This window comes from Bacillus sp. P4_D3 (assembly GCF_056401855.1).
Genome location: NZ_JBFUIN010000442.1, coordinates 1 through 2,571, shown reverse-complemented (window position 1 = coordinate 2,571; position 2,571 = coordinate 1). Strand labels below are relative to the sequence as shown.

At 34.8% G+C, this 2,571-nt stretch carries 4 protein-coding genes; all 4 read right to left on the bottom strand.

What is annotated here, in order from left to right; all coding sequences use genetic code 11:
• A partial coding sequence (locus AC1DTM_RS22440) for a YozE family protein (RefSeq protein ID WP_367964737.1) occupies nucleotides 1–210 on the bottom strand: 210 nt, incomplete at its 3' end.
• 72 nt (nucleotides 211–282) lie between these two features.
• Nucleotides 283–555, bottom strand: a complete 273-nt coding sequence (locus tag AC1DTM_RS22435; RefSeq protein WP_002085797.1) for a YokU family protein — start codon at nucleotides 553–555, stop codon at nucleotides 283–285.
• Complete coding sequence (gene kamA, locus AC1DTM_RS22430; RefSeq protein ID WP_016104761.1) at nucleotides 552–1,970, bottom strand: lysine 2,3-aminomutase; 1,419 nt, start codon at nucleotides 1,968–1,970, stop codon at nucleotides 552–554. Before kamA ends, AC1DTM_RS22435 begins: the two co-directional genes overlap by 4 nt.
• Nucleotides 1,971–2,180: 210 nt before the next feature.
• On the bottom strand, nucleotides 2,181–2,571 hold a 391-nt coding region (locus tag AC1DTM_RS22425), incomplete at its 5' end, for an AAA-type ATPase lid domain-containing protein (protein ID WP_477000913.1).

The following is a 2,571-nucleotide window of genomic DNA, read 5'->3' as shown; positions in this document are numbered from 1 at the left end:
CTCTTGTATATATAAATCCCATGCATCATCAAATATAGACATACTTTCTAGCATTCCACTTAACTCTAAGTATGAACTAATTACATCATAGTCTTCAGATTGCTTCGGAAAACTTAAATCATCATACATCGCCTCTGCTAAATCTGATATTTCATTTTTAAATAAAGCTGCACGGTGCTTCATCATATAATGGTAAAATGTCTTTTTCAAAAATATTCCCTACCTTTCTAACTTGGGTACATTATACAAGGCAAAAAAGAAAAAAACCAGCATAAAAGCTGGTTAAAAGTCGAAATAATTCCTTTTTAATAAACGTGGTCTTCCCATCAACTCTTCGTATGTTAGTTGTTTTGGCAAATCTTTCGTATAAATTAAAAACAACTGATCTTCAATTTCTTTTACAGTATGGTCTGCTTGATAGTCCATTCCACATGAGGAACAAGTAATACATGGTGTCTCTTGGATTTCAATGGCTTTCGTACCATCTGGTAATTCCCAATATACAGTATTCAAGCTTTCTTTCGCTTCTGTACTGTCACACCACATACAATTCATACTACGTCACCCTCATTTTTTTTGTCATCATCTAACTTTGCTATTTGTGCTTGATATTTTTTATCTTTTAATTGATCACGCTTATCACGTTTATCTTTTAAAGAAGCATGCGTTTCATTGACTTCATAATCTTTACGGCGATTCATACGTTGTAAATCATCTGGAACAAGATTAAATTTCTTATCACTCATCAATCCTGCAACGCCGATATCAGAACGTTTCTCTTCATAAGTCGGATAAATTTCTTTAAAGTAGCCTTCTGCTCTTCCTGGGATATAGTTTTCTGGTTCTGGATACGTTGTAATAACCCCTTCAAAGTTACGAAGAACAACTTTATCCGCACTTTGTGAAATTAAATAGTTTGGCTGAAGCGCAATTTTTCCGCCTCCGCCCGGTGCATCGACAACGAAAGTTGGTACTGCATAACCAGACGTATGTCCACGTAAGCCTTCAATAATTTCAAGACCTTTCGAAACTGGTGCACGGAAATGACCGATACCTTCTGATAAATCACATTGATAAATGTAATATGGACGAACACGAATTTTCACTAAATCATGCATAAGTTTTTTCATAATTGGAACGCTGTCATTAATTCCAGCTAAAATTACAGCTTGGTTTCCAATTGGAACACCTGCATTCGCAAGCATTTCACATGCTAGTTTCGATTCTTCTGTAATCTCAATAGAAGTGTTAAAATGCGTATTTAACCATACTGGATGGTATTTTTTAATAATGTTACACAGGTTTTCTGTAATACGCTGCGGGAATACAACTGGTGCTCTCGTTCCGATACGAATAATCTCGACATGCGGGATTGCTCGTAAATTCTTTAATACATATTCTAAAATTTTATCATTAATTAGAAGTCCATCACCGCCAGAAATTAAAACGTCACGTACTTGTGGTGTTTCACTAATATAAGCAATCGCATCATCTAATTGCTTTTTCGGTACGCCCATTCCAATTTGTCCACTAAAACGACGACGTGTACAGTAACGACAATACATAGAACATTGATTCGTTACTAAAAATAGTACGCGGTCTGGATAGCGATGCGTTAATCCTGGAACTGGTGAATCTTCATCTTCATGAAGAGGATCTTCTAAATCATATTTTGTTTTATATAACTCTTCCGAAATCGGTACTGATTGCATCCGAATCGGACAGCGTGGGTCATCAGGATTCATTAGCCAAGCATAGTACGGTGTAATGTTTAACGGGATCGTTTTCGTTGAAATTTTAACACCTTCTTCTTCTTCAGGTGTTAAGTTAATTAGTTTCTTTAAATCATCTAAAGTTTTGATCGTATTCGTTAATTGCCAAACCCAATCATTCCATTGTTCTTCTGTAACATCTTTCCATAATTCAATATCCTTCCAGTGACGATTTGGTTTGTATACATCATGTAACATTGCTATTCCCCCTTTTTATACGCTCATCCTTTATATAAGCAATAATTATGCCAACTTCATATACTTGATAAGTAAATGCGAGAAATACCCTATTATATAAGAGAATAAATATTTTTAAGTACTGTACTAAAACGATATTTACTATCATATTCATTACTTGTTATATATGTAAACGCTCTTTTATTGGTGCAAACACACAAAAACCGCCGATTATTCGGCGGTTTTGTCGTACTTGCTCAGTTTATATTGAAGCGTTTGACGCGGAATACCTAATATTTTTGCTGCTTGCAAAATATTCCCTTCCGTTTCAATTAATGCTTGATCTATTAATTCCTTTTCCGTTTGATGAAGAGCTTCCCTAAGTGGTAATATACTTTTCTTCTTCGGAAGTTTCTCTTTCCGAAATGTTCGTGGTAAGCAATTTGCTGTTAACGAATTCCCTTCCGTAATAATGACAGCATGTTCAATCGTATGTTTTAACTCACGAACATTTCCAGGCCATTGATAAGCTTGTAATCTTTCTTTCGCTTCCTTATCAATTTGAAGTACACCTTTTTTATAACTTTTATTATATTCTTTCAAAAAGTAAGATGCTAATAAC